5 protein-coding genes are annotated in these 6,419 nt (G+C 67.4%); 1 reads left to right on the forward strand and 4 read right to left on the reverse strand.

The features are described from left to right. Positions 1-5: 5 nt before the first annotated feature. Positions 6-575 (reverse strand): LemA family protein, encoded by a 570-nt coding sequence (locus AC1DJ5_RS03275; RefSeq protein WP_477019672.1) that lies wholly within the window; start codon positions 573-575, stop codon positions 6-8. Between the two features lie 77 nt (positions 576-652). Beyond that, positions 653-2,854, reverse strand: a complete 2,202-nt coding sequence (gene parC / locus AC1DJ5_RS03280; RefSeq protein WP_477019673.1) for a DNA topoisomerase IV subunit A — start codon at positions 2,852-2,854, stop codon at positions 653-655. A 148-nt stretch (positions 2,855-3,002) separates the two neighbouring features. Here parC and AC1DJ5_RS03285 point away from each other — a divergent pair, with 148 nt between their 5' ends. Continuing rightward, on the forward strand, positions 3,003-4,733 hold the full coding sequence (locus AC1DJ5_RS03285) for a cytochrome c biogenesis protein DipZ (protein ID WP_477019674.1): 1,731 nt from the start codon (positions 3,003-3,005) through the stop codon (positions 4,731-4,733). 6 nt (positions 4,734-4,739) lie between these two features. Here AC1DJ5_RS03285 and recO read toward each other — a convergent pair whose 3' ends face one another. Both recO and AC1DJ5_RS03295 read right to left on the reverse strand, forming a co-directional pair. Next, the gene (gene recO, locus AC1DJ5_RS03290) at positions 4,740-5,471 is read right to left on the reverse strand and encodes a DNA repair protein RecO (RefSeq protein ID WP_477019675.1); all 732 of its coding nucleotides are present in this window, start codon (positions 5,469-5,471) and stop codon (positions 4,740-4,742) included. After that, positions 5,471-5,950, reverse strand: a complete 480-nt coding sequence (locus AC1DJ5_RS03295) for a nuclear transport factor 2 family protein (RefSeq protein ID WP_477019676.1) — start codon at positions 5,948-5,950, stop codon at positions 5,471-5,473. Before AC1DJ5_RS03295 ends, recO begins: the two co-directional genes overlap by 1 nt. Positions 5,951-6,419: the final 469 nt, after the last annotated feature.

The raw sequence follows: 6,419 nt of genomic DNA on the forward strand, positions 1-6,419 counted from the left end.
AACGCTTAGAACTTCACCGTCGGCGGAGCCGCCGTCATGGATGCGCGATTGCCATCACCCACGTCGAAGAAGGGCTTGTCGGAGGCAAAGCCGAACATCCCGGCGAACAGCACCGTCGGGAACTGGCGGCGCACGGCGTTGAACTCGCTGACCGCATTATTGAAGAAGCGACGCGCCGCGGCCAGCTTGTTCTCGATGTCCGACAGGTCCATCTGCAACTGCTGGAAGTTGGCGTTGGCCTTCAGGTCCGGATAGGCCTCGGACACGGCGAACAGGCGGCCCAGGGCGCCGGTCAGCATGTTTTCAGCCTGCACCTTGTCGTTGACCGTGGTGGCCCCCGCGGCGGCGGCGCGGGCCTGGGTCACGGCGTCCAGCGTGCCGCGCTCGTGCGTGGCGTAACCTTTCACCGTCTCGACCAGATTCGGGATCAGGTCCTGACGCTGCTTCAGCTGCACGTCGATGTCGGCGAACGACTGGTTCGCCGACTGATCCAACGCCACCAGCTTGTTATAGGCGCCGACGACGACGAACAGCAGAACGACGACGATGACGGCGATGACGATCAGAGCGATCATTGGGCCTCCTCCAGAGTTTCAGGCGAAATATGGGGGGCCGCAGCCCCCCTGCCTAATGACAATCCTGACAGGTCAGGTCAGCGGAACTTGCGCATCCCGCGCGGACCCTGGCGACCGGCGCCGGCGCGTTTGCCCAGCCAGTCCTTCCAGTCGGGCCAGTTACGGCGGCGGCCGCCGCCGTCGGCCCATTCCGGCCCCGCCTCGGCGTTGAACACGGCCACGTCGGCCAGGCCGCCCTGCTTGTAGCTCTGCAGCTTCACGCCCTTGCCGCGGCCCATTTCGGGCAGTTCCGCGATGGGGAAGATCAGCGCCTTGATGTTCTCGCCGATCGTCGCGACGTGGTCGCCCGTGACGCGCAGCATGGCCAGCATGTCGCCGTTCAGTACCTGCTTGCCGCCGCGCTTCTGGGCCAAAAGCTCGTTCTCGGGCGCGACAAAGCCGTAACCGGCCTTGGACGCCACCAGAAGCTTCGCATTCGGTTCGTGCGACAGCACATTGATAATCTCGGCCTTTTCGTCGAGATCGATCATCAGACGCAGCGGCTCGCCGTGGCCGCGCCCCGAGGCCAGCTTATCGGCGCCGATGGTGAAGATGCGCCCGTCAGAGGCGCCCACCAGCAGCTTGTCGGTGGTGAAGGTCGGCACCAGGAAGGCCAGGCTGTCGCCCTCCTTGAACTTCAGTTCCGACGGGTCCTCGACCTTGCCCTTGGCGGCGCGGATCCAGCCGCGTTCCGACAGGATGACGGTGATGGCTTCGCGCGGGATAAAGGCCTCGGGCGCCACGAAGGCCGAGGCGTCCACCGCCTCGCCGATGGTCGTGCGGCGCGGCGAGATCAAGGCCTTGCGGACCAGTTCCAGCTCCTTGGAAATAGCCTTCCACTGCTTGCCCTCGGACGAGGTCAGCGCCTTCAGCGCCGCCAGTTCCTCGGCCAGTGCATTGTATTCCTTGTCGATCGCCATTTCCTCGATCCGCGCCAGCTGACGCAGACGGGTATCGAGGATGTAGTCGGCTTGCGGCTCGGTCAGGCCAAACCGCGCGATCAGGACAGCCTTGGGCTGCTCCTCCTCGCGGACGATGCGGATCACCTCGTCCAGATTGAGGAAGACGATGCGCAGGCCTTCAAGCAGGTGCAGTCGCTTCTCGACCCGCTCGATGCGCCATTGCGAGCGCCGGTTCAGCACCACGCGGCGGTGATCGAGGAAGGCGCGCAGACATTCCTTCAGGCCCATGACGCGCGGCGTGCCGCTGGCGTCCAGAACGTTCATGTTGATCGGGAAGCGAACCTCCAGATCGGACAGCTTGAACAGGCTCTCCATCAGCATCTCAGGCTCGATGGTGCGGTTCTTGGGCTCGAGGATCAGGCGGATGTCTTCCGCCGACTCGTCGCGGACGTCGCCCAGAAGCGGCGCCTTCTTGTTCTCGATCAAATCGGCCAGGGCCTCGATCAGGCGGCTCTTCTGCACCTGATAGGGCATCTCGGTGACGATGATGCGCCAGACGCCGCGCCCCAGGTCCTCGGTCTCCCAGCGGGCGCGCAGGCGCACCCCGCCGCGGCCAGTCTCATAGGCGTCCAGGATGGAGGCGTGCCCCTCGACCGAGACCCCGCCGGTCGGGAAGTCCGGTCCCGGCACGATCTGGACCAGTTCCGAGGTCGTCGCCTCGGGCCGTTCCAGCAGCAACTGGCAGGCGTCGATCAGTTCACCGACATTGTGGGGCGGGATCGAGGTCGCCATGCCCACGGCGATGCCCGACGAGCCATTGGCCAGCAGGTTGGGGAAGCCGGCCGGCAGGACTACCGGCTCTTCGTCCTGATCGTCATAGGTGGGACGGAAATCGACCGAGTCCTGATCGATCCCGTCCAGCAGCAGCACGGCCGCCGGCGTCAGCTTGCACTCGGTGTAGCGCATGGCCGCGGCGCTATCGCCGTCGATATTGCCGAAATTGCCCTGCCCGTCGACCAGCGGATAGCGCTGCGCGAAGTCCTGAGCCAGACGCACCAGGGCCTCATAAATCGAGGCGTCGCCGTGCGGGTGATAGCCGCCCATGACCTCGCCGACGACCTTGGCGCATTTGCGCGCCGCCGCCTGCGGGTTCAGCCGCATCTGGTGCATGGCGTACATGATGCGGCGGTGCACCGGCTTGAAGCCGTCGCGCACGTCGGGCAGCGCCCGGTTGGTGATCGTGGACAGGGCGTAGGCGAGATAGCGCTTGGACAGCGCCTCGCTCATCGGCTCTTCAACGATGCGGCCGCCTTCGGGCGTCGGAGTGTGGATGGTCATGTGTTTTCGAATCGGAGATCGGACGCCGGAAGTCTAGCCCACTGACGGAATCAGAAGGGGGTAAAGTCGGGGAAACCTGAGACCCTGCATCCAGATGGCCTGTTGAGGCGTATCTTTACCCGAGGCGACAACGCCCGAGGACGACGCCATGCTCCTGATCCTCCTGTCCTATCTGGCCGGGGCGCTGACCATTCTCAGCCCCTGCATCCTGCCGGTCCTGCCTTTCGTCTTCGCGCGAGCGGGGCAGCCCTTCATGAAAAGCGGCCTGCCCCTGCTGCTGGGCATGGCGCTGACCTTTGCGGGCGTGGCGACGCTGGCGGCGGTCGGCGGCGGCTGGGCGGTGCAGGCCAATCAGGTCGGGCGCTGGATCGCCCTGGCGGTCATGGCGGTGCTGGGGCTGACGCTGGTGTTTCCGTCGCTGGCGGATCGGCTGACCCGGCCTCTGGTGGCGCTCGGCTCGCGCCTGACCGAAAGGGCCAGCGCGGAACAGCAGTCCGGCGGCGGCGTCTGGCCCTCCTTCCTGCTGGGCGTGGCGACGGGTCTGCTGTGGGCGCCCTGCGCGGGACCGATCCTGGGGCTGATCCTGACGGGAGCGGCGCTGCAAGGCGCCAGCGTCGGCACGACCCTGCTGCTGGTCGCCTACGCCGCCGGCGCCGCGACGTCCCTCGCTCTGGCCCTGCTGATCGGCGGCAAGGTGTTCCAGACCATGAAGAAGTCGCTGGGCGTCGGCGAATGGGTGCGAAAGGGTCTGGGCGTTCTGGTCCTGATCGGCGTCGCCGCCATCGCCATGGGTCTCGACACCGGCCTGCTCACGCGACTGTCGAGCGGCGGGACCAACCGGATCGAACAGAGCCTGCTCAGCCGCTTCGGCGCCGCCCAGCCGATGAACGCCCCGACCGCGCCCCTGAACGCCCTGCCTATCGAAGGGGCCATGCCGTCCCTGACCGGCGCGACCGAATGGATCAACAGCCCGCCCCTGACGACCGAACAGCTGCGCGGCAAGGTCGTGGTGGTCGATTTCTGGACCTACTCCTGCATCAACTGCGTGCGCAGCATTCCCTATGTCCGCGCCTGGGCCGAGAAATACCGCGATCAGGGGCTGGTCGTGATCGGGGTCCACACGCCCGAGTTCGCCTTCGAGAAGTCGCCCGCCAATGTCCGCGACGCCGTGGCCCGCTTCGGCATCACCTACCCCGTGGCCATGGACAACGACTTCGCCATCTGGCGCGCGTTCAAGAACAACTACTGGCCGGCCCACTACTTCGTCGATGCCAAGGGGAACATCCGCTACCACCACTTCGGCGAGGGCGACTATGAGCAGTCCGAGCGGGTCATCCAGCAACTGCTGAAGGAGGCCGGGGCCGCCAACGTCGATCAGGCCGTGGTTCAGGTACAGGGCCAGGGCGCCGAGGCCGCCGCCGACATGGCCGAGGTCGCCTCGCCTGAAACCTATGTCGGCTATGCCCGGGCCCAGCATTTCGTCTCGTCCGGCGGGTTCGGCTTCGATGTGCGCAAGACCTATGAGGCCGCGCCCCTGCAACTGAACGACTGGAGCCTGTCGGGCGACTGGATCGTGCGCGCCGAACACGCCGATCTGCAGACGGCGGGCGGACGGCTGGCCTTCCGCTTCAAGGCGCGCGACCTGCATCTGGTCATGGGCCCAAGCAGCATGGGCAAGGCCGTGCGCTTCCGCGTCCGCATCGACGGTCAGGCGCCGGGCGCCGACGCGGGCGTGGATATCGACGCCCAAGGCATGGGCCGGATCGACAGTCAGCGCCTGTATCAACTGGTGCGCCAGTCAGGCCCTGTGCGCTCGCGGACGTTCGACATCGAGTTCCTCGACCCCGGCGCTCAGGTCTTCGCCTTCACCTTTGGCTGAAACGGCCTAGAGCCGCCCAGCCTCGGCCAGCCGTTCGATCATCCAGACCCGCGCGGGCGGCAGCGGCTTGTTCAGGGCGTGGAAGACGAACTGTTCGAGGAAATGCCCGGTTAGCTCCAGCCCCGCCCTCACGTCCCCTTCGCCCAATCCCGCCTGCGCCCCCAGCATGAAGGGCGGCAGGTTCAGCAGCTTGTCGGCATAGGGCGCGCCCGCCTCGCGGCTGACGGCGCGGCCCGTGCGCGGGCTGACGTAGATCAGGTCGTCCATCGACCCGGTGGCGGCGCAGCGCGACAGATCGAGACCGAAGCCGAGGTCTTCCAGCAGCCCCGCCTCGAACCGCACGAAGATAGCGGGCCAGACCTCGGGCAGCGCGAACGCCCCCATCATCGCCTCGAAGGCCAGAAACGCCCCCGGATGCGGCTCGCGCTCGGGCAGAGCGCCTTGCGCCACGGCGGCCGCGGCGTTCAGCCCGACCAGGGCCAGGGGATCGTCGAACAGGGCCGCGGGCCCCTCGCCCACCGGCTCCAGTCTTGCAGACCCCAGTTGGTCCGACGTCCGCGCTCGCAAGTCGGCCACGACCCGCGCCCCCGCCTGCAGGAAGGGCCGCATCTTGCGCGACGCCCCGCCGGCGACGTAGGCCGCGCGACGGCCATGCCGCTCGGTCAGCAGTTCGACCACCGCCCCGGTGTCGCCATGCGCCCGAGCCGACAGGACGAAGGCGTCGTCCTGAACCTCCATCAGTCGGCCTTGATCACGCCGACGACGGCGCGCGCCTTGTCGTTCGGCACGGCGAAGCTGAGGACATATTGGTCGATCTTCCAGCCGCCCTCGGTCAGGCGCAGCACGCCCGAGCCGCGCGTGGTTCCATAGGCGTCGTTGTCCAGCACCTCGTCGAACCAGGCGACGCAGCGGCAGTCGATGGGGGCGATGGTCACGGTCCGCGTCACCGGCCGATAGGTCCAGCCCTTGCCTTGCGAGAAATAGGGCATGGCGTAGGCGCGGAACTCCGGCAGGCTCCAGCGCTCGGTCGCGTCCGTACCGATGAACCGGCCGTCCGGCGTGAAGGTCGCGAAATAGGCCTCGCCGTCGGCCCGCGACGCGGCGGCGTGCATGGCGTCCAGCACCCGGTTCACGGGGGAGACTTCGGCCTCTAGCGCAGGCGCGGCCTGAACCGGGGCGGCGGACACTTGGAGCATCATCAGGGCGGCGGTGATCATGCCGATGTTCTAGTCCTGTTCTCGTACAGGTGAAAGCGCCGGCTTCTACATCCTGAAAACCCTTCTCCCCTTGCGGGAGAAGGTGGCGTAGGCGGACGGATGAGGGGTTTCCGCACCATCCTCCCGTTCATCCCGGCGGACGCCGGGATCCAGTGCGAGCCCCACGCGCCCCGCTTGTCACCCCAGGACTGGACCCCGGCGTCCGCCGGGGTGAGCGGTATTAAGGTGCAGCCATCACAATCCCCCCGCCCAATCCCTGACCCCGCAAGCGATCGCGTCAACGCCAGCCCCCATCGCCTCGCCCCACCCGCCAACCGCGCCATGCTCCACCTGTCCCGTCGCAAGGGAGGGCTCGCTCGGCCGGCGAACCGAAGCGGCGGCGGGAGCGGAGAGAACGGGGGTCTTGTCGGACCGTTCGCCTCTCGTCGCGCGCACCGGGCAAGGGAGCACCCAGCGGAAGGCGGCGATG

The sequence above is a fragment of the Brevundimonas sp. 01N35 genome (assembly GCF_056399785.1).